At 50.0% G+C, this 18,110-nt stretch carries 21 protein-coding genes and 1 riboswitch; of the genes, 17 read left to right on the forward strand and 4 right to left on the reverse strand.

Annotated elements, in window-relative coordinates; translation table 11 throughout:
- Window positions 1-8: 8 nt before the first annotated feature.
- Entirely contained in the window at window positions 9-674 is a 666-nt protein-coding gene (gene uppS / locus OUY18_RS00425; RefSeq protein WP_268056733.1) for a polyprenyl diphosphate synthase, read from the reverse strand.
- A 334-nt stretch (window positions 675-1,008) separates the two neighbouring features.
- Complete coding sequence (locus tag OUY18_RS00430) at window positions 1,009-1,554, reverse strand: hypothetical protein (protein WP_268056734.1); 546 nt, start codon at window positions 1,552-1,554, stop codon at window positions 1,009-1,011.
- Window positions 1,555-2,040: 486 nt separating this feature from the next.
- On the opposite strand from OUY18_RS00430, the gene OUY18_RS00435 reads away from it, so the two are divergent.
- Window positions 2,041-3,369 carry a DEAD/DEAH box helicase gene (locus OUY18_RS00435; protein ID WP_268056735.1) on the forward strand — a complete coding sequence of 443 codons (1,329 nt, stop codon included), beginning with the start codon at window positions 2,041-2,043 and terminating at the stop codon, window positions 3,367-3,369.
- Between the two features lie 148 nt (window positions 3,370-3,517).
- On the opposite strand, the gene OUY18_RS00440 is transcribed toward OUY18_RS00435, so the two are convergent.
- Window positions 3,518-3,739, reverse strand: coding sequence for a hypothetical protein (locus OUY18_RS00440; protein ID WP_268056736.1), 222 nt, complete (start codon window positions 3,737-3,739; stop codon window positions 3,518-3,520).
- An 82-nt stretch (window positions 3,740-3,821) separates the two neighbouring features.
- On the reverse strand, window positions 3,822-4,880 hold the full coding sequence (locus OUY18_RS00445; RefSeq protein ID WP_268056737.1) for a sporulation protein: 1,059 nt from the start codon (window positions 4,878-4,880) through the stop codon (window positions 3,822-3,824).
- A 124-nt stretch (window positions 4,881-5,004) separates the two neighbouring features.
- On the opposite strand from OUY18_RS00445, the gene OUY18_RS00450 reads away from it, so the two are divergent.
- The 16 genes from OUY18_RS00450 to trmD all read left to right on the forward strand — a co-directional run bounded on the left by OUY18_RS00450 (window position 5,005) and on the right by trmD (window position 18,083).
- A complete protein-coding gene (locus tag OUY18_RS00450) occupies window positions 5,005-5,262 on the forward strand; it encodes a YabP/YqfC family sporulation protein (RefSeq protein ID WP_419196101.1) in 258 nt (85 codons plus the stop codon).
- Between the two features lie 9 nt (window positions 5,263-5,271).
- On the forward strand, window positions 5,272-6,453 hold the full coding sequence (gene yqfD, locus OUY18_RS00455) for a sporulation protein YqfD (RefSeq protein ID WP_268056739.1): 1,182 nt from the start codon (window positions 5,272-5,274) through the stop codon (window positions 6,451-6,453).
- A 107-nt stretch (window positions 6,454-6,560) separates the two neighbouring features.
- Entirely contained in the window at window positions 6,561-7,520 is a 960-nt protein-coding gene (locus tag OUY18_RS00460; RefSeq protein WP_268056740.1) for a PhoH family protein, read from the forward strand.
- 5 nt (window positions 7,521-7,525) lie between these two features.
- Window positions 7,526-8,035: an rRNA maturation RNase YbeY gene (gene ybeY, locus OUY18_RS00465; RefSeq protein ID WP_268056741.1), complete on the forward strand. Its 510-nt coding sequence runs from the start codon at window positions 7,526-7,528 to the stop codon at window positions 8,033-8,035.
- 71 nt (window positions 8,036-8,106) lie between these two features.
- Window positions 8,107-8,520, forward strand: a complete 414-nt coding sequence (locus OUY18_RS00470; RefSeq protein WP_419196102.1) for a diacylglycerol kinase family protein — start codon at window positions 8,107-8,109, stop codon at window positions 8,518-8,520.
- Window positions 8,521-8,530: 10 nt separating this feature from the next.
- Complete coding sequence (gene era, locus OUY18_RS00475) at window positions 8,531-9,454, forward strand: GTPase Era (RefSeq protein WP_268056743.1); 924 nt, start codon at window positions 8,531-8,533, stop codon at window positions 9,452-9,454.
- Window positions 9,455-9,690: 236 nt separating this feature from the next.
- A complete protein-coding gene (recO, locus tag OUY18_RS00480) occupies window positions 9,691-10,446 on the forward strand; it encodes a DNA repair protein RecO (protein ID WP_268056744.1) in 756 nt (251 codons plus the stop codon).
- A 92-nt stretch (window positions 10,447-10,538) separates the two neighbouring features.
- Window positions 10,539-12,908, forward strand: a complete 2,370-nt coding sequence (locus tag OUY18_RS00485; RefSeq protein ID WP_268056962.1) for an endonuclease MutS2 — start codon at window positions 10,539-10,541, stop codon at window positions 12,906-12,908.
- Between the two features lie 49 nt (window positions 12,909-12,957).
- Window positions 12,958-13,611, forward strand: a complete 654-nt coding sequence (locus tag OUY18_RS00490) for a hypothetical protein (protein WP_268056745.1) — start codon at window positions 12,958-12,960, stop codon at window positions 13,609-13,611.
- A 113-nt stretch (window positions 13,612-13,724) separates the two neighbouring features.
- Complete coding sequence (ylxM, locus tag OUY18_RS00495; RefSeq protein WP_268056746.1) at window positions 13,725-14,087, forward strand: YlxM family DNA-binding protein; 363 nt, start codon at window positions 13,725-13,727, stop codon at window positions 14,085-14,087.
- Window positions 14,088-14,102: 15 nt separating this feature from the next.
- Window positions 14,103-15,428, forward strand: a complete 1,326-nt coding sequence (gene ffh, locus OUY18_RS00500) for a signal recognition particle protein (protein ID WP_268056747.1) — start codon at window positions 14,103-14,105, stop codon at window positions 15,426-15,428.
- A 63-nt stretch (window positions 15,429-15,491) separates the two neighbouring features.
- Window positions 15,492-15,734, forward strand: a complete 243-nt coding sequence (rpsP, locus tag OUY18_RS00505) for a 30S ribosomal protein S16 (RefSeq protein ID WP_268056748.1) — start codon at window positions 15,492-15,494, stop codon at window positions 15,732-15,734.
- 15 nt (window positions 15,735-15,749) lie between these two features.
- The gene (locus OUY18_RS00510; protein ID WP_268056749.1) at window positions 15,750-15,983 is read left to right on the forward strand and encodes a KH domain-containing protein; all 234 of its coding nucleotides are present in this window, start codon (window positions 15,750-15,752) and stop codon (window positions 15,981-15,983) included.
- Between the two features lie 68 nt (window positions 15,984-16,051).
- Window positions 16,052-16,148, forward strand: a riboswitch (THF riboswitch).
- Window positions 16,149-16,206: 58 nt separating this feature from the next.
- Window positions 16,207-16,761, forward strand: a complete 555-nt coding sequence (locus tag OUY18_RS00515) for a folate family ECF transporter S component (RefSeq protein WP_268056750.1) — start codon at window positions 16,207-16,209, stop codon at window positions 16,759-16,761.
- A 46-nt stretch (window positions 16,762-16,807) separates the two neighbouring features.
- Complete coding sequence (rimM, locus tag OUY18_RS00520) at window positions 16,808-17,323, forward strand: ribosome maturation factor RimM (RefSeq protein ID WP_268056751.1); 516 nt, start codon at window positions 16,808-16,810, stop codon at window positions 17,321-17,323.
- Window positions 17,313-18,083, forward strand: coding sequence for a tRNA (guanosine(37)-N1)-methyltransferase TrmD (gene trmD, locus OUY18_RS00525; protein WP_268056752.1), 771 nt, complete (start codon window positions 17,313-17,315; stop codon window positions 18,081-18,083). The genes rimM and trmD overlap by 11 nt, the downstream gene beginning before the upstream one ends.
- Window positions 18,084-18,110: the final 27 nt, after the last annotated feature.

Consider the following 18,110-nt stretch of genomic DNA (forward strand, 5'->3'; position numbering starts at 1 on the left):
ATTTTGGATTAGCCGCCGAGGGTGACATCCTGTTCCTGATACCACTCCAATGCTCTGTAAAACTGTTCCGGCGTAAAATCGGGCCAGAGCTCGTCCAGAACGTAGATATCCGCGTAGATGGACTGGATCGGCAGAAATCCGCTTAAGCGCCGCCTTCCGCCCCAGCGGATAATCAGGTCGATCCGGGAAATGTCGGCGGAGGCAATCGTATTTGTCAGGTTTCCGTTAAACTTTGCCTCGCTGTTTTTCAGTGAGCAGTTCAAATCCCAGTTCCAGCCGTAATTTACAAGAAAATTCAGCTTCATCCGTCCGCGGCCGAACTTGACCCGCTCGGAATAAGGAATCAGTTCCGGAGGAAACAGAGGCGAATCGGTGTTGCCGACAATCAGCAGGTCGGCATCCTGATTCGCGAGGGTCTGCACCGCATCCACACATGCTTTTTGAAATGCCCTCGTTTGTATGGACGGGCGTTTGGTATTATCGATGGTAAAACCGTAAAATGTCATTTCCTGAATACCCAGATCCAGGCAGAGTTTGTAAAGCTCAAAGCCGGGCTGGATGCCGAACCGGTATCCGTCCTGCTTCTCGTATCCGTTTTTTACCGCCCATCTCCGATTCCCGTCGGGTATAATACCAATATGCCGCGGCAGCCTTTTAAACCGTTTTTCGTTCATTTTTTTCTCCGATTCTTTTCTATCGTTATTTGAATAGTTTGCATTTCCTCCCGTTATTTATACTGCCTTTTGCAATTAAGAATCACAGAAATAAAAGCAAATGGATTTGAAGTCCGGGCATATTACGGATAGAAAGCGGAATCAAAAAAGCCTGCCTGTATACCGTGTTGGTCAGGCAAAATGAAATTTTTAAAAATGACAGGAAATACGGCTGAAATGGGAAGATCAATCGATGAAAAATATGGATTTCACGATTCCGGCGATGCGTAATCGGATTCATTTTTAATAATATAACAGCTATCCCGGGAAGGATAGCTGTTATATTATAGAATAATTAGAAAAATCTTCTCCTGAGGGATAATTCCGAGAGCAGCAAAATATCAATCATGTCACGGAATAATCCTCTCCGGCGAAATCGGCGGTCAAAAAACCCGGGATGGGAAAAGCCGGGACCAAAACCTAACATTCCAAGGCCAATTCCGAACGGCGGGTCGGACGGATCGTTGTCTTTCATTTTTTGCTCCGATTCACGCGCATATTCCGCCAGGTCGGGATGCATTCTGCATACGTCTTCGTAAATACCGTCGCCCATTTGCTCGATCATTTCCTGAGAAGGCATCATGGGCCCGAAGGAATCCATCTGATCGCAGGCGATTAAAATATAGGGCTGCAATTTGTAATAAACTTCCGGATAAGCCATCTGCACCTTTCTGCTCATAAAAGGAATGCCCTGCATCGGACAGCGGCAGGACGGTACCATTTCCGGCATTGGCGCTGCCGGATTCATGGAAGAAATCAGGTTTTCCTCGAATGGTTTCTCACTTATATTGCTTATATTGCTTACATTTTCATTGCTTATATTCATATTTGCTTGTTGCACTTTGCTTCCTCCGTTTCCTTTATTGCGGGACATTCTATCTTATGATTCGCGTAAACGTATTGTCACAAGATCGATCATCGGCCGGTCGATTTTCCGTACGGAGTCCGCAAACATCAGCTTAAAAAGAAAAACCGCGCCTGTTTGTCCGGGTGGAACAACGGGCGCGGTTTCGGGGAATCCCTCAATCTTTCGGTTTTAAACGGGCGGCGCCCAGCGCAACAACAGCCGCGCCGCATAAAGTGACAACGATACCGAGTACAAACTCGGCGATGGACAAACCTTTTCTCAATTTTTCATCACCTCTTTTTCAGTATAGCGTATGAAAAGGCATATGACAATAAAGAATATTTACGAAAGGCTACATAAGGAGAATTCTATTCGTTAGACGAACGGTTTCGATTATGTTATAATTTATAGAACAACAGATGGATAGAGGGTTTCCAAATGCTGCACAATGACAGATGAAAATCAATATTAGGAGAAATTATGAACTTTAACGATCTCAAACTCAATCCAAGAATTTTAGACGCACTCGAAAAAGAAAATTATGTAAAACCGACCCCGATTCAGGAGCTGGCGATACCGCTCGTACTGGAAGGGAAGGATTTACTGGGCTGTGCACAGACGGGAACCGGAAAAACGGCCGCATTCGCCGTGCCGATTTTGCAGCTTCTCAGTACGCGTGCGGTGAACAAAAGCGAACCGCGCAAAATACGCTCGCTGATCTTAACGCCGACAAGGGAGCTTGCCCTTCAGATTTATGATAATTTTCATTCGTACGGACGGTATACAAGGCTTCATGCCTGCGTGGTGTTCGGCGGCGTATCCCAGAAGATGCAGGTGGAAAAACTGAAACGGGGCGTGGATATTCTGGTCGCGACGCCCGGTCGGCTCAATGATTTGATGAATCAGGGATATATCGACCTGCAATTTGTGGAGATTCTGGTTTTAGATGAAGCGGACCGTATGCTCGATATGGGTTTTATTGCGGATGTAAAGAAAATTATTACAAAAATACCGGCGCAAAGGCAGACGCTGTTATTTTCCGCAACAATGCCGAAGGAAATCGAAGAAATGGCGGAATCCATGCTGAAAGATCCGGAATATGTTACGGTTACGCCGCCCGCAACCACGGTGGAGAAAATTGAGCAGTCCGTTTATTTTGTGGACAAGGACAATAAGCGAAAGCTTCTTATCGATCTTTTAAGAAATCCGGAAATCAAATCGGCTTTGGTTTTCACCCGGACAAAACACGGTGCGGACAAAGTGGAAAAGGAACTGGTCCGTGCCGGAATCGGCGCGCAGTCGATTCACGGAAATAAATCGCAGTTTGCGCGGCAGACCGCGCTGAACAGCTTTAAAAACGGAAGCATCCGTGTCCTTGTCGCAACGGATATTGCGGCAAGAGGAATCGATATTGAAAAACTGTCCTGTGTTTTTAATTACGATCTTCCGGAAGTACCCGAAACCTACGTGCACCGAATCGGAAGAACCGGACGGGCGGGATTAAGCGGGACCGCCGTTTCCTTCTGCTGTATTGATGAAAAAGAGTATTTAAGGAATATCCAGAAGCTTATTGGCATGACCGTTCCGGTGGTGGAGGAGAATCCCTATCCCATGCTGATTACGACGCCGACGCCGAAGTCGAAACGCCGCCGTCCTTCCGAACGAAGCTCCGAGCCGAGGCGTCCGGCCTTGCTGAAAAAGGAAGTTCGCCCAAAAGAAACGAAAAGTGAACAGCAAAAACGGAGCTATCCCACAAAAAAGCAAAGGGGAAAACCGAACTGGAGAAGCAAAGCGTATCATAAGGATTAAGCCCTGTTTGTTTTGCTGAACTTACGCTGCGTTAAGAAAACGGGAAGAGTTCTGCCGGATTTTCCCTGCCGGGCGCAGTTAAATTTTACAAAGCTAAAGAAAACCGCCGTGAGAATTTCGCGGCGGTTTTTCATAACAGTTTACGATATTATAGTTTAAAATCATCCGCCCGATACCGTTTTAAAGGCGGAAGGTTATTGGGGGAACGTTTCAGCGGGTCGTAAGAAAAGCGGCTGCAGCTTCCGTCCAGCTGAAGGTATCTTCCAAGGCCGCAGACATCCGCTCCGTCAAAGTCGGAACTGTTTGTGCAGTATTTGCAATTCGTTTCAATATTCTTGCCAAATAGTTTTTCTTTTTTCTTTCCAAACATTTTCTACTCTCCTAAAATGTACAAATCGTATCTTCTGTAATCTTCGGTTGTATAGAATTTCTTTGACAACCCTATTATAGCATCAGATATCCTCAATTTCCAGTTTTTCACGCGGAAGGCAAATTATGAGTGCGATACAAAGAATAATTAATGCCGCGGAAGCCGGAACGGACCCGGAAAGGCTTGGCGTCAGCGGTTTCGATATATTGCTGAACGCTTCGATGTCAACGGGAAAGACCCGCATCAGCAGTACGGTTGTCAGCGCGGCAAGCAGGCCGTGCAGCAGGCGGTAAAAAACGAAGCGGGGAAGATGCACCTTTATATTGGGAAAGAAGGACAGAATCTGGAAATGTACGCTGATGCCCGCCCAGCCGATGGCGAGCGAAAACGCCCACAGCGGTACGCCCAGCTTGGTAAGATCGGAGCAGCCGCCCGTCACCTCCATCAGTGCCGAAAGCACGGTTGAGGCGATCGGCTGCTTTACCCAGATTCGAAACAGGTTTAAAAAAGCGGCGAATAAGATGACGAAACAGCACATCCCGACCATTGCTTTCGCGGCGTCCGCCGCCGAGAGCACCAGCGCGTTCGCCGCTCCGACTCCGCGCCGTTTCCCGGCCTTGCGGGGTACCGTTTCGTTTTTTGCGGAAATACTGCACAGAATGCTTAAAAAGAAGGAGGCAATCAACTGCGAAGCAAAAAGAATTCCGCCGGCGCGGGAGCTCTTTAAAAATCCGGCGCCCACCGCGCTGATAACAAAAGCGGGCCCGGCGTTTACGCAGAAGCAAAGCATTCGCGCCGCCTGGCTTTCCGTCAAGGCGCCGCATTCGTACAGCGCGGCGATGCCGCGCGCCCCGGTCGGGTATCCGCCGATCGCGCTCATCAGAATAGTTGCGGCGGCGCTGCCGGGCAGCTTCAGAACTTTCCGGCAGGGCACTTCCAATACGTTCCCCATTTTTTCGGAAAATCCGGATTTTACGATAAATACGGATAATACCATAAACGGGTACAGGGAGGGTACGAGAATTTGCAGGCAGTAGCCGATTCCGTTTTTTGCGCCCGCTGCTGCCTCTGCCGGAAAAATCAGAAGCGCGCACGCGGCAAGAAAAGTAAAGATGAGCAGAAGGCTCTGTCTGATTTTCATAATCTACCACCGTTTCTTAAAGGAAAGTAAAATCCATGGGACTACAAATTATATATATGCCGCCGCGCGGATATTTACGCCACCGTCCGCATAGGCTTAATGTGACAAAACGTTGAAGGCGGCGATGATATTGGTTAAAAAAGTGAATATCCAAAAGCTGACGGCGCCGCTGAAAATGCCGTCTCATATGGAAATAAACGGGAACCAGGAAGTCATTGTAGACGGCTGCAGCGGAGTGCTTGAGTACGACACCGACGTCGTCCGGATTAAAACGGGCAAACTGATTGTCCGCTTTACCGGCCGTGGCCTCGTGATTAAATGCCTTACCGCCGATTCTCTGGTGGTCGCAGGCTTTTTAACCGGGATTGAGTTTATTGTGTGAGGTGGCGGGATGATTTCTTTGCGACTGACGCGCTGGCTTTTAGGCTATGTGCGCTTTAAGACGGTCGGCGGCAGCTCCGAGCGCTTTCTGAATCACTGCGCCCGTTCGGGCATTAATTTGTGGGACATTAAAAGCGGAAGAGAGTGCGAAGCCTGCGTGGCCGTTCAGGGTTACCGTGCGATTCGGGCCTGCGCGCGGAAGGCAAACGCAAAGGCGAAGGTACTGGAAAAACACGGTTTTCCGTTTGCGACGAAAGGAATTCGAAAGCGAAGGGGAATCCTTTACGGCACTATTCTGTTCTTTTTCATCCTGTATGTGCTGTCCATTCATGTCTGGAGCATTGAAATTATCGGAAACGAAACCATACCGACCCAGCAGATTCGGATGGAGCTCACCCGTCTGGGGATAACGACCGGCACGCTGAAATCAAAGGTGCATCCGCTGGAGCTGCAGCAAAAGCTGATGCTGAAATTCCCGAAAATCAGCTGGCTGTCGGTGAACACAAGAGGGTGCAGCGCCGAAATCCATCTTCAGGAGAAGGTCGACCGGCCGCCGATGATTGAACCGGAAGAAAAGAGTTTCTGCAATATAAAAGCCTCCCAAACCGGGCAGATCATTTTTATGGATGTCTACGCGGGCACGCCGCAGGTTGCGGAAGGCGACGCCGTGATCGAGGGGCAGCTTTTAATCAGCAGTATTGTGGAAAACAATGCGGGGGAAGTCTCCCTTAAACATGCGGGGGGAAAGATCATTGCGGAAACCACCCATAGTTATTCGGCGGAAGTCAATTTAAAACAGACGGCAGTCAGGCCGACGGGACAGACGGTAACCAGGCGCAGCCTCTGCCTGTTCGGGGCCCGCGTACCGCTCACCTTTGAGGGAAAACCGGACGCAAGCTATCGGGTGCAGGGGGTGCATACCGACGTCAAACTGATGAATTCCGTTCTGCCGCTCAGCATATACGAGGAAACATGGACGCAGGAGAAGGCGGAAACGATCACGCTGACGAAGGCGCAGGCAATTGCCCAGGCACAGAAAATCATACAGGAAAAGATGAAAGAGGAATTAAAAGATGTAAAAATTATCACTTCCGCGCCGACCGAAAAAATAGCCGGAAACAAGCTGATTTATAATTTATTTATAAAATGTGAAGAAAATATTGCCCGAGAATCGGAAATATTAATAAAATAGAAACAATTTTCGGCATTTATTATGGTGACGAATGAGAATTGTTGTGTTATAATAAAATTAATTTATCGTGTGACATTTGTTGCCCGATAACTTCTTAAGGTGATAGAATGTTTGAACAAAGGATTAATATAGACCGTATGGAACAGGCGGTTGCTCTTTTCGGCAACTTCGATGAAAATATCAAGCTGATTGAAAAGGAGTATCATGTCAGTATTGTTGGGCGCGGCAGCGAAATAAAAGTTTCCGGAGAACCGGAAGACGTCGCTTTGGCGGTTCGCGCCATCGACAGCCTTTTAACGCTGATTAACCGCGGAGAAGCATTAAGCGAGCAAAACGTGCGCTACTGCATTTCGCTTGTAAACGAAGGCAGCGAGTCAAAAATTGAAACCCTTGCAGGCGACTGCATTTGTATAACGTCCAAAGGGAAACCGGTCAAGGCGAAAACACTGGGGCAGAAAAAATACTGCAGCGCCATTCAAAAAAATACGATTACCATCGGGGTGGGCCCCGCGGGAACCGGTAAAACCTATCTTGCCGTGGCGCTTGCGGTTACCGCGTTCCGCGCGCAGGAAGTAAACCGTATCATCCTGACGCGCCCGGCGGTGGAAGCCGGAGAAAAGCTTGGCTTTTTGCCGGGCGATCTCCAGCAGAAAGTAGACCCTTATCTGCGCCCCCTTTACGACGCGCTGTTCGACATGCTCGGAGCGGAGACTTATCAGAGATATGTTGAGCGGGGCAACATCGAGGTGGCTCCGCTCGCGTATATGCGCGGAAGAACGCTGGACGACAGCTTTATCATTCTCGACGAAGCGCAGAACACCACGCCGGAGCAGATGAAGATGTTCCTTACCCGGCTGGGGTTCAATTCAAAAATGGTAATAACGGGCGATATTACCCAGATCGATTTACCCGACGGCCGCCGGTCCGGTTTAAAAGACGTTATTAAGATTTTACGCGATGTGGACGATATAGCCCAAGTAAGGTTTAATGAAAAAGATGTCGTGCGCCATAAGCTGGTACAGGACATTATCAAAGCATATGAAAAAAATGAGGAGGCCGGGCGTTAATTAAAATGGAAAAGATTAGAGTTATTATTGAGAACAAACAAAAAGAAGTAAAAATCCCGACTGGCTTGCGCATGCTGGTCCGCCGCTGCTGCAACGCCGTACTGAGGATGGAAAAATTCGGCTCGCCCGCGGAAATCAGCGTAACGTTTGTCAATAACCAGCAGATTCAGGAACTGAATAAACAGTACCGGAACAAGGACGTTCCGACGGATGTTCTTTCTTTCCCGATGGGTGAAAACGGCGTTTACGATATAAATCATTCCACCGGAGCGAAGATACTCGGCGATATCGTTATTTCCATGGAAAAAGCCGTGGAACAGGCGGATCGCTACGGGCACAGCCTTGAGCGCGAGGTCGGTTATCTGTCGGTACATTCGATGCTGCATCTTCTTGGCTACGACCATGAAAACGGCGGTATCCAAAGGGTGCATATGCGTGAAAAAGAAGAACTGGTCATGACGCAGCTTGGTCTTCCGGGAACAAGCAGCTATGTACTGGATGAGGATGAGGAATAGGTTTGCGGTTTTTTAAAAGCTTTAAATATGCTTTTCGGGGGATCGTTTACTGTATTAACAATGAACGGAATATGCGAATACATACAGTGGCAGCGCTGTATGTATTCGTCTTTTCACTCTTTTTTAAAATGTCACGGACAAGCTATGCGGCGGTATTTTTAGCCGTTGCCATGGTGATGGCGGCGGAACTGTTCAACACGGTGGCGGAGGAGCTTTGCGATATGACCGCGGCCAGCTTTCATCCGGTTGTCCGTATTGTGAAGGATATGGCTGCGGGCGCGGTTTTGGTCTGCGCCGTTTTTGCCGCCGCCGTCGGTATCTGCGTATTTTGGCAGCCCGCGGCGTTTCTGAAAATCCTTCAGTTTTTTGCCGCAAAGCCATTGATGCTTCTTTTGCTTGCCGTGTCTGTTGCAGTAAGCATTGTGTTTATTATATCCGGCCCGATTGGAATCCGTGACCATATCCGGAGAAATCGTGAAGAATGAGGAGAAATATATGATAGAGCGAACAGGAGAGAAGTCGGCCTTTATTGCAATTGTAGGCCGTCCGAATGTAGGGAAATCGTCCCTTTTGAACGCGATGCTCGGACAGAAGGTCGCGATTGTTTCCAACAAACCGCAGACAACGCGCACACGTATTATGGGCGTGCTGACGCAGGAAGAATATCAGCTTGTCTTTATCGACACCCCCGGCCTTTTAAAGCCGCACAACCAGCTTGGCGAATATATGGCGCGTTCCGTAAGCGAGTCTGTTGCCGGTGTGGACGCGTGCCTTTTGGTGGTGGAAGCGGGAAAAAAGACGTCTCCCGCCGATTTAACGCTGATCGAAAAATTCAAATCGCTTCAAATGCCGGCGGTTCTGGCGATCAATAAAATTGATCTGCTGGCGGATAAAAGCGCGTTAATGTCCCAGATTTCCGAGCTTTCCGCCCTCTATGCGTTTGAAGCCGTCGTGCCGGTTTCGGCGATTGACGGCAATGGGATAAAGGATTTAACGGCGGAACTGGAAAACCTCGCCATGCCGGGCGGCCATTTCTTTGAGGAGGATATGCTGACCGACCAGTCGGAACGTGTTTTGGCCGGGGAAATGATACGCGAAAAGCTGCTGCGCCTTTGCAGCAAAGAGGTTCCCCACGGCATCGCCGTTGTGGTGGAGCGGATGCATGAGCGGAGCGACAAAAGCGGCATAACCGATATCGACGCGACCATCTATTGCGAAAAAGACAGCCATAAAGGGATTATTATCGGGCACAGCGGCGCGATGCTTAAAAAAGTGGGCACGCTTGCGCGCGAGGACATGGAACGCTTTTTCGACTGCAAAATTAATCTGAAATTATGGGTCAAAGTGAAAGAAGACTGGCGCAACCGCGCGGAGGTTTTGCGCAGCTTCGGTTTTGACAGCAATCATTTTAACCAATAAGGCAAAGCATATTTTAACAGTAAAATTTGTCAGTTTATGGGTTTAAATCATTTATTTACCGCTCATATAAGAGGATTTAAGGCAAATACTTAAATTAGCAAATGAAAAAGGAGCGGGAAAAATGGATGAAAATACTGCGTGGAATTGTTTTCAACATACGGGGAATATCAGCGATTATCTGATTTATACGCAATGTAAGCACAATCATGAGGAAATGCAAATGCGGGAGGACCTGGATGCAACTGGAGACCAAGGGCCTGGTGATTCTGGAGAAATGCGTGGGTGAGAGCGACCGTCTTGTCACCGTGCTGACGGATAGAGAAGGCGTTTTGCACGCATTTGCCCAGCAGGCGAAAAAAATAAAAAGCAGCAAGCTTTCCGCAACTCAGCTGTTCAGCTATTCCCGCCTTTCCATTTTTAAAGGGCGGGATAAATACATAATCGATGACGCTCAGCCCATCGAGGTCTTTTTCGACCTGAGAAAAGATATTGAGCGCCTGTCCCTTGCCCAGTATTTCTGCGAGTTGGCGGGTGCGCTGGCTCCGCAGGAAGCGGAGGCGGGGGATTTTTTGCGTTTAATGCTGAATGCCCTGCATTTTCTCAGCAAGGGAACCCGCCCCAACGACCTTTTAAAGGCGATTGTGGAAATGCGGATGCTTTCACTAGCGGGTTATATGCCGAATTTGATCTGCTGTTCCGGCTGTTCGTGCTATGAAGCGGACCAAATGGCTTTTCTTCCGCGCAGCGGGCTGATTTACTGCGGGGACTGCTATAAGCCTTCACAGGAACAGGCGATTCTTTTGGGCCGCGGCGCGTTAACCGGAATGCGCCATATTATTTACTCCGATTTTGAGAAGCTTTTTTCTTTTACCCTTTCAAAAAAAGGATTAAAACAGCTTTCAAAAGCGAGCGAATGCTTTACGCTATGCACCCTTGAACGCAGTTTTCAAACGCTCGATTTTTACCGGCAGATGAAAACGGAGCAGGAGTAGGGTTACAAGGCAAAGAATCGGAGTTGGATGAATAAATTGATTAATAAAATCGCAGGAAGAACATAGAAATAGAAGAGGTACCTATGGAAGAAATGCAAAAACATTACCGGGCGCTGGAGCTCGATAAAATACTGAAAATGCTGGCGGGGGAAACCGCCTGCGACGATGCCGCGGAGCTTGCTTTACAGCTTACCCCATCCCATTCCCTGAGCGAGGTCCAGCGGCTTTTAAATGAAACGGACGAAGCCCATACCCTTATGGCCCGTTTTGGCGCGCCGTCCTTCGGCGGGCTGAAAAACGTTTCGAATTCCCTGCGCCGTGCGGAAGCGGGGGGCACGCTGACCATGGCGGAGCTCCTGCGTGTTGCCGGGGTGCTTCGCACGCTGCGCGGCATTGTGGATTGGCGGGCAAAAAGCGCCGGTCTGAAAAGCTGCCTTGACTGGCGTTTTGATTCCCTGATGCCCAATAAATATCTGGAAGACCGTATTTTCGGCGCGATTCTTTCCGACGAGGAAATGGCGGACACCGCGTCCGCGCAGCTTGCCTCCATCCGCCGCAAAATCCGTTCCGCCTCGTCCCGCGTAAGGGAACAGCTGGATAAAATGATTCATTCCACCGCCTACCAGAAATATTTGCAGGACCCGATTGTAACCCTGCGCGGCGGCCGTTTTGTTGTTCCGGTAAAAGCGGAATTCCGCGGGGAAATTGCCGGACTGGTGCACGATACCTCCTCAAGCGGTGCAACCGTATTTGTGGAGCCGATGGGTGTGGTCGAGGCCAACAATCAGGTAAAAGTGCTCCAGTCGGAGGAACAGGCGGAAATCGAACGGATTCTCGCGGAGCTTTCAGCGGAGATGGGAAATTTCGCAAGCGGCATTATCAGCGGATATCAGGCGGCCGTGGAGCTGAACCTGATTTTTGCAAAAGCAAACCTCGGCTACAAAATGAAAGCGAGCCTGCCCCTTGTGAATGATAAAGGGGAAATCCAATTAAAGAAAGCGCGCCACCCGCTGATTGACCCGAACCGTGTCGTACCGACCGATATCGAGCTGGGAATCGGATTTGACACCCTCGTCATTACCGGCCCGAACACCGGCGGGAAAACGGTATCGCTGAAAACCGTCGGCCTTTTAACGCTGATGGCGATGTGCGGTCTGCTGCTCCCGGTTGCCGAAAACAGCCGCGTCTCCGTTTTCCAGAAGGTTCTGGCAGATATCGGCGACGAGCAGAGTATTGAACAGTCCCTGTCTACATTTTCGGCGCATATGACCAATATCATAAAAATTATCGCACAGGCGGACGAAACCAGCCTGATTTTGATGGATGAACTGGGGGCGGGAACCGACCCTGTCGAGGGGGCGGCGCTTGCCATGTCGATTCTGGAGGCACTGCGCAGGAAGGGCGCGCGGATTGCCGCAACCACGCATTACGCCGAACTGAAAGCGTATGCCCTGCAGACGGCGGGTGTGGAGAACGCATGCTGTGAATTTGACGTAACCACGCTTCGCCCGACCTACCGCTTGCTCATCGGTGTGCCGGGGCGCTCCAATGCTTTTGCCATTTCCCGGCGTCTCGGGATGGATGATGAAATCGTGGGACGCGCGAGGGAACTGGTGTCCAGCGAGAACACCCGCTTTGAAGACGTGGTGCAAAGTCTGGAAACCAGCCGCCAGAAGCTGGAAACCGAGCGGGCGCAAACCGAGCAGGCGCGTCTGGAAGCCGACCGCGCGCAGAAGGAAGCGCAGAAAATCCGCGACAGTATTCAAGAAAAAGTGGATCAGGAAATGGAAAAAGCACGCCGTCAGGCCTCCGAACTGGTTTCGCGCACGCGCGGCCAGATCGACGCGCTGCTGAACGAAATGGAAGAACTGAAAAAGCAGAAGGATAAAGCGCTGAGCGCCGAACAGAAAGCAAAGCTGAAATCCGGTCTGCGCAGCCTTGAGGAAACCGCCGACCCCGTTCACAGCCGCGAGGAGCAGGGCGCGTATATTCTGCCCCGTCCGCTGAAAGTGGGCGATACGGTTTTGATCTACGATATTGATAAACAGGGAACCGTGCTGCAGCCTCCCGAAGGAAGCGGCCAGAACGTACTGGTTCAGGCCGGAATCATCCAGACCCGTGTTCCGCTTTCCAACCTCCGTCTGGTTCAGGAGAAGAAAACGGCCCGTAAACCGCGCAGAACGGTTACGCGCAGCATGACGAGCAGGGCGGAAGCCAAAGTGACAACCGAATGCGACCTGCGCGGGCAGACCATCGAGGAAGCGATTATGAACGTCGACCGCTTTATTGATTCCGCGCTTCTCAGCGGAATCGAACAGCTTACCGTTATCCACGGCAAGGGAACGGGCGCCCTGCGCACCGCGGTGCAGCAGCATCTGAAGCGCCATCCGAGCGTGAGAAGCTACCGCCTTGGCACCTTCGGCGAGGGTGAAGCGGGCGTAACCATTGTGGAATTAAAATAAATGGTTGGATAAGCGCCTGTGGGAACAAGATTTGCAGGAGGGGACTTCCATGAAGACAACCCAAAAGCACAGTAAAACACCGGCCATTGTAATTTCCGTTTTTGTTTTTCTGCTGGCCGCGGCTGGAATCGCATTCGGCCTTGCGCTGAATGATCCCAATCCGCCGCTTGTTCCTTCGGGGCAGACGGACAGCATCGCCGTCAGACTGATTCATGCCGCTGTTACCGGAGAACCTGCGCGCCTTTCAGAAGAGGAGGTCAGCGCACTGGTATCGCATAAACTTGCGCGGGATGGCGGCAAGGTTCAAGGCGTACGGTTCTCCATCAATGATAATCACACGGTAAACGTCTATATTCCCGCGGCCTATAAAGGGCTGCGCCTCGGTTTCAGCGCCGTGGTATCGCCCGGATGGGACAGTACGGCAAAACAGATGACTGCCGCCGTTCAATCCGTTCGCATCGGACGCCTGCCGGTGCCGCCCCGCTGGTTTTTATCCCGGGTAAAAAAGGAGGCGCCGCAGGGCCTGACTGTGCAGGGAAATCAGATTCGGATTCCCTCTTCTCTGCTTGGCGGAATTCCTTTGACAGACAATCATGTGGCGTATATCAACGGATTATCCGTATCCGACCATGTTTTTCTTGTAAATGTTACGGCGGATTTAAACGGCTTGAAGAATTATCTGGAAAACTTTTTAAAACCGTAAAAATACAAAGCGCGGTGAAAAATAGGGCTTTTCCTATTGACATTCACCGCGCTTTATTGTATAATTCAAACCTGTAAAGCAATTCACTTTACAGGTAAACGGAGGGACACGCTGTGGCAAAAAATTTGGAAATATCGCTGTTGCTTGATTTTTACGGCGATATGCTGACTGAAAAACAGCGCGAAGTCATTGAATGCTATTACAACGAGGATTTATCCCTCTCTGAAATTGCGGACAACCAGGGCATTACCCGTCAGGGCGTCCGCGACTCCATTAAGCGCGCCGAGTTTCAGCTTCTCGATATGGAGGAGCGTTTGGGGCTTGCCCGCCGCTTTCGTGAAATGCGCAGGGGCTTGGAGCAGATTAACGCAGCCGCGCAGCGCATTAAAGAATTTAATCAACATTCCATCTATTCCAATGAACTGGAAGAAGATGCGAAACGCATACTGGAAATTACACAAAAGCTCTGCGAGTAGGAAGGAGGGGCTCCGTTGGCATTTGAAGGACTTGCCGATAAATTATCAGCCGCGTTTAAGCGCCTGAAATCAAAAGGAAAACTGAACGAAGCCGACGTAAAGGAGGCAATGCGCGAAGTGCGCCTTGCCCTGCTGGAAGCCGACGTAAACTATAAGGTAGCGAAAGATTTTACGAATACGGTCAGCGAACGCGCCATTGGCTCCGAGGTTATGGAGAGCCTGACGCCGGCGCAGATGGTGATCAAAATCGTCAACGAGGAACTGACTGCGCTGATGGGCGGAAGCGACGCGAAGATTGCCAGCGCGTCTTCTCCGCCGACCATCCTCATGCTCTGCGGTTTGCAGGGCGCCGGTAAAACCACCCACGCGGGCAAGCTTGCGGTGATGCTGAAAAATAAAGGGCACCGTCCTCTCCTTGTCGCGTGCGATATCTACCGCCCCGCGGCGATTAAGCAGTTGCAAGTCGTCGGCGAAAAAGCGGGCGTTCCCGTTTTTGAAATGGGTACGGCGAATCCGGTGGAAATCTGCAAGGCCGCAATACGCCACGCAAAGGATTACGGAAACGATATGGTTTTAATCGATACCGCCGGCCGGTTGCAGATCGACGAAGTATTGATGAATGAACTGAAAGACATCAAAAATACGATTTCCCCGCATGAGATTCTGCTGGTCGTGGACTCCATGACCGGGCAGGAAGCCGTCAACGTTGCAAAAACCTTTGACGAGCTGCTGAATATCACCGGCGTTATCCTGACGAAGCTGGACGGCGATACCCGCGGCGGCGCGGCGCTTTCCGTACGTGCGGTTACCGGGAAGCCGATTAAATTTGTCGGTACCGGCGAAAAATTACAGGATCTTGAAGTGTTCCACCCCGACCGTATGGCCTCGCGAATCCTCGGCATGGGCGACGTTCTGACCCTGATTGAGGATGCGCAGAGCAAACTGGACCAAAAGGCCGCGGAGAAAACGGCTCAGAAGCTGATGCAGAATAAGTTCGATTTCAACGATCTGCTCGATCAGCTGGTGCAGGTAAAAAAGATGGGGCCGCTGAAAAGCGTGCTGTCCAAGATGCCGGGAATGGAAAAGCAGCTGAAGGATGTGGATATCGACGACCGCGAAATGGACCGTATCGCCGCCATCATTCTTTCCATGACGCCGGAGGAGCGCGGAAAGCCTTCTCTTATTAATCCGTCCCGCAAAAGGCGCATGGCCGCCGGAAGCGGCATGAAGGTTGAGGATGTCAACCGTCTGTTAAAGCAGCTGGAACAGATGCAGAAGCTGATGAAGCAGCTGAAAGGCCGCGGCAAACGCCGGTTCCCCGGCATGGGTATGCCGTTTTAATCAGAATTCATCCAAGAAGGAATTTTTGGTGAAGATATTTATCAATTCATGGAGGTGAACATTATGTCAGTGAAAATCAGATTACGCAGAATGGGTGCAAAAAAAGCTCCTTTCTATCGCATAGTTGTTGCAGATTCCCGCTTCCCGCGCGACGGTCGTTTTATCGAGGAAATCGGTTATTACAATCCGCTCGAGCAGCCTGTCGTTGTGAAGGTTGACGCGGAAAAGGCCAAAAAATGGATCGCAAACGGTGCGCAGCCGACAGATACCGTAAAAGCTCTTTTAAAGAGCAACGGTGTACTGTAATCGCGGAGGTTAATCATGAAAGAACTGCTGATTACAATCGCACAGGGTCTTGTGGAAGACCCGTCCGCCGTTCGTGTGGACGTTGACGAACCCAACGAGGAAGGAACCGTTGTTTATCATCTTCATGTTGCCGAAGACGACATGGGGAGGGTAATCGGAAAGCAGGGACGCATTGCCAAAGCGATCCGCATTGTCATGCGCGCCGCAGCGACCCGTAACAACGGCAAAGTTTCCGTTGAGATTGACTGAGTAGGAAACAGGGCTGCAACGGTTCTTTTGTTGCGGCCCTGCTTTGTAAATTGAAACTTTAAAATGATAGCAGAGTAGAATTTTGAGCGTTAAGTGCTGCCTGAACGGGGAGTTGTCAGGCGGACGAAAAGGAAACTTGCGGTTCAGAATTCGCATCCCGCTGCTGCATACTCTGAGGGAAGCCTCTTTTATGTAGCAGAAAAAACATGAAGGAGGCTTTTTTATGTATTCTTTTTTTCGTTCTATCAAACAATCTGCTGAAGAGTTAAAAAACGCGTCAACCATTGCAATCTGCGGCTTGCTGATTGCCCTGAACGTAGTGCTGGGCCTTTTTGCCATCGTTATTACCAACGTATTGCAGATTCGGTTTTCGTTTCTTGCGGTGGCGGTGGCGGGTTTTCTTTACGGCCCTGTTGTCGGCGGGATTGTAGGCGCTGTCAGCGATATTGTGAACTTTGTTGTTCGCCCGACCGGGCCGTTTATCCCGGGCTTTACTCTGGATGCGTTTTTTACCGGATTTATCTATGCGCTCGTTCTTTATAAAAAGAAAATTACCGTCCGGCGGGTTTTGGCGGCAAACACGGCCGTGATGATTATTGTCAATATTTTTTTCAATTCCATCTGGCTTTCGCTCATGTACGGGCAGGCTTTTACTGCCATTATTTCTGCGCGTATCATAAAAAACCTGATTATGCTTCCGGTAAATACCGGACTGCTGTATGCTATGATTCGGTTTGTTGAAAAAGTGCCGAGCCTTCGTTTCAAAAGGCAGAAGTAACGGCATACGGCTTTTCATAAGCAGGCATCAATATTTGGAGGTCATTATGCTGCATCAGTTTTTAGAAGCGGGGAAGGTTGTGGGAACCCATGGTCTTCAGGGTGAACTTCGCGTCGACCCATGGTGCGATTCCGCTGAATTTTTGGCGCGTTTTAAAACACTGTATTGGGATGAGGGCGCGGAGGAGGCAGACGTTGTTTCTTCCCGCGTGCATAAAAACCAGCTTTTGTTAAAATTGAAAGGCATCGATTCGATCGAACAGGGCGATATGCTGCGCGGAAAAGTGCTGTATATCCGCCGCGAGGATGCAAAGCTGGACGAGGGTTCCTATTTTATGCAGGATTTGCTCGGCATGGATGTGTACGACGCCGATTCCTATATTTATTACGGCACGCTGACCGATATTCTTCAAACCGGTGCCAATGATGTTTATCAGGTTACAGCGGAAGATAAGAAGAATTATTTGATTCCTGCTATACCGGATGTAATAATTAATATCAATTTAACGAACGGTAAAATGCAAATTCGGCCGCTCAGGGGGATTTTTGACGATGCGGATTGATTTTCTTACCCTTTTCCCGGATATGTGCGAAGCGGTGATGTCTGCAAGCATTATCGGACGGGCCCGTAAAAAGGGCGCGGTCGAAATTCATTGCCACCAAATTCGTGATTTTGCATATGATAAGCATAACCGGGTCGATGACGCGCCCTTCGGCGGCGGAATGGGAATGCTTCTGATGGCGGAGCCGATTGCCCTCTGCATTGATGATTTAATTGAAAAGCTGGGGGAAAAACCGCATTTGATTTATATGTCTCCGCAGGGGCAAACCCTTACGCAGCAGCGCGTAAGGGAACTGGCGGAATATCCGAATCTTGCCTTGCTTTGCGGGCATTATGAGGGGATAGACGAACGCATTATCGACCGGTATGTGGACGAAGAAATTTCAATCGGCGACTATGTTGTTACCGGCGGTGAGCTTCCGGCGCTCGTTCTGGCGGATTCAGTCTGCCGTATGATCGACGGGGTGCTTTCGAGCGAGGAATGTTTTCGGGAAGAAAGCCATTTCCATTCGCTTCTGGAGTACCCGCAGTATACCCGGCCGGCTGTTTGGAGAGGAATGAAAATACCGGAGGAACTTGTTACCGGGCATCATGAAAATGTACGAAAATGGCGCAGGAAGCAGTCGTTAATTCGTACGGCTTTGAAGCGCCCGGATCTGCTGGAAGCAGCGGAATTGACCGAGGACGACCGGAAGTTTTTGTCCGATCTGCGGGAAAAATCGGAAAATACGGAAAAAGAAACGGATTCAGCGCAAGACTAGCAAAAAACGGTCATGGCATAGAAACCA

The organism is Caproiciproducens galactitolivorans, from assembly GCF_026672255.1.
Lineage (GTDB): Bacteria > Bacillota > Clostridia > Oscillospirales > Acutalibacteraceae > Caproiciproducens > Caproiciproducens galactitolivorans_A.

Coding starts and splice junctions, on each gene's coding strand:
- uppS (WP_268056733.1), bottom strand. CDS start 674: ATGAACGAAAAACGGTTTAAAAGGCTGCCGCGGCATATTGGTATTATA.
- OUY18_RS00435 (WP_268056735.1), top strand. CDS start 2,041: ATGAACTTTAACGATCTCAAACTCAATCCAAGAATTTTAGACGCACTC.
- OUY18_RS00440 (WP_268056736.1), bottom strand. CDS start 3,739: ATGTTTGGAAAGAAAAAAGAAAAACTATTTGGCAAGAATATTGAAACG.
- OUY18_RS00445 (WP_268056737.1), bottom strand. CDS start 4,880: ATGAAAATCAGACAGAGCCTTCTGCTCATCTTTACTTTTCTTGCCGCG.
- OUY18_RS00450 (WP_419196101.1), top strand. CDS start 5,005: ATGATATTGGTTAAAAAAGTGAATATCCAAAAGCTGACGGCGCCGCTG.
- yqfD (WP_268056739.1), top strand. CDS start 5,272: ATGATTTCTTTGCGACTGACGCGCTGGCTTTTAGGCTATGTGCGCTTT.
- OUY18_RS00460 (WP_268056740.1), top strand. CDS start 6,561: ATGTTTGAACAAAGGATTAATATAGACCGTATGGAACAGGCGGTTGCT.
- ybeY (WP_268056741.1), top strand. CDS start 7,526: ATGGAAAAGATTAGAGTTATTATTGAGAACAAACAAAAAGAAGTAAAA.
- OUY18_RS00470 (WP_419196102.1), top strand. CDS start 8,107: ATGCGAATACATACAGTGGCAGCGCTGTATGTATTCGTCTTTTCACTC.
- era (WP_268056743.1), top strand. CDS start 8,531: ATGATAGAGCGAACAGGAGAGAAGTCGGCCTTTATTGCAATTGTAGGC.
- recO (WP_268056744.1), top strand. CDS start 9,691: ATGCAACTGGAGACCAAGGGCCTGGTGATTCTGGAGAAATGCGTGGGT.
- OUY18_RS00485 (WP_268056962.1), top strand. CDS start 10,539: ATGCAAAAACATTACCGGGCGCTGGAGCTCGATAAAATACTGAAAATG.
- OUY18_RS00490 (WP_268056745.1), top strand. CDS start 12,958: ATGAAGACAACCCAAAAGCACAGTAAAACACCGGCCATTGTAATTTCC.
- rpsP (WP_268056748.1), top strand. CDS start 15,492: ATGTCAGTGAAAATCAGATTACGCAGAATGGGTGCAAAAAAAGCTCCT.
- OUY18_RS00510 (WP_268056749.1), top strand. CDS start 15,750: ATGAAAGAACTGCTGATTACAATCGCACAGGGTCTTGTGGAAGACCCG.
- OUY18_RS00515 (WP_268056750.1), top strand. CDS start 16,207: ATGTATTCTTTTTTTCGTTCTATCAAACAATCTGCTGAAGAGTTAAAA.
- rimM (WP_268056751.1), top strand. CDS start 16,808: ATGCTGCATCAGTTTTTAGAAGCGGGGAAGGTTGTGGGAACCCATGGT.
- trmD (WP_268056752.1), top strand. CDS start 17,313: ATGCGGATTGATTTTCTTACCCTTTTCCCGGATATGTGCGAAGCGGTG.